Below are 1,213 nucleotides of genomic sequence, written 5' to 3'. Positions count from 1 at the left end.
GGGCACGGGCAGCCAGCCGCCGGCGCGCAGGTCCGCCAGCGTGGGATAGCCCTCGGGCATCGCTTCCTCGAAGTCCGGCGGCGCGGCCAGCAGTGCGCCCCAGACGGCGCGCCGGGTCTGGCGTGCCCAGTGGGCGACCATCACGCAGCCSCCGCTGTGCGCCACGAGGATCACCGGGCCGTCGATGGCCTGCGCCTCGCGCTCGATCGCGGCGACCTTGGTCGCGCAGTCGAGATCGGCGCGGCCCATCGGCGGCACCGTGCGCACCTTGCGGCCTTGGGCTTGCAGGTCCGCGGCTAGCAGCGTCTGCCAGTGCGCGTCCACCTGGTCGCGCAATCCGGGGACGATGAGGACCGTCGGGAAGGAGGAAGCACCGTTCATCGTCACGCCACCTTGCGCAGGTAGCCTTGCTGGCGTCCCTTGGGGTTGGGCGCGAAGCCGTTGGCGGCCAGGGTCTCCTCGACGGTGTCGTAGAAGACGCCGATCTTGCAGATCTCGCGCGCTTCCTTGCCGGTGGCCACTTCGCGGCCGAACTCGCGCGMGATGCGCACCAGCTGMTCGATCTGCKYSACCGTCGACATCTTCKCGGTGCGCGACTGGTTCCASAGGTTGTCCTCGRTGCCGSAGCGCACGTGCAGGCCCATGGCSATGCCCATCATGTTGAYSGGCAGCACGTTGCGCATGCTGCTTTCCACCGTCAGCATGGAGCCGTCGGGAATCGCGCGCAGGAAGTTKGCCAGGTTGTAGATRTTKGSYKSRTCCATGCCRCCGCYGATSGCCACCCAGTTCATSACCAGYGGCCCCTTGTASAYGCCGCGSCGSATCAGGCGCTCCACCGTCTCGTAGCTGTTGATGTTGTAGMACTGGAAGGCGCTCTGGATGCCGGCGGCGCTCAGGCGGCGCACATGCTCGTCGATGAAGCCGGGCCCGGAGGGCACGATCATCTCGCGGTAGGCCGCGTTGTTCGCCGGCTCGGCCAGCGAGGTGCCGGCGATGTCCTCGGCCTCCATGTGCTCCAGCACGTTCATCTGCGTCGTGTTGACGGTGACCGTGACCTGGTCGGGCTTSGGGTCGAGYTCGGCCAGCATGTGCCGCGTGTCGTCCTTCAGCCACTTCGCGGATGAGCCATCGGTCTCAGGGGCGAAGGAGATCGATCCGCCCACTTGGATGATCATGTCGGGTACGGCCTTGCGCACGCCGGCGATCAGCTCGT

The 1,213-nt window shown here is 67.7% G+C and carries 2 protein-coding genes; both read right to left on the bottom strand.

All coding sequences use genetic code 11. The features are described 5' to 3' along the window. A partial coding sequence (locus ACXJ3V_RS20065) for an RBBP9/YdeN family alpha/beta hydrolase (RefSeq protein ID WP_457102120.1) occupies window positions 1-381 on the bottom strand: 381 nt, incomplete at its 3' end. A 2-nt stretch (window positions 382-383) separates the two neighbouring features. Next, window positions 384-1,213, bottom strand: an 830-nt coding sequence (locus ACXJ3V_RS20060; RefSeq protein WP_457102119.1) for a 3-keto-5-aminohexanoate cleavage protein, incomplete at its 5' end; no start/stop codon positions are given.

It is taken from the genome of Microbacterium sp. P5_E9 (assembly GCF_054049175.1).
This window is presented reverse-complemented; position numbering and strand designations above follow the sequence as displayed.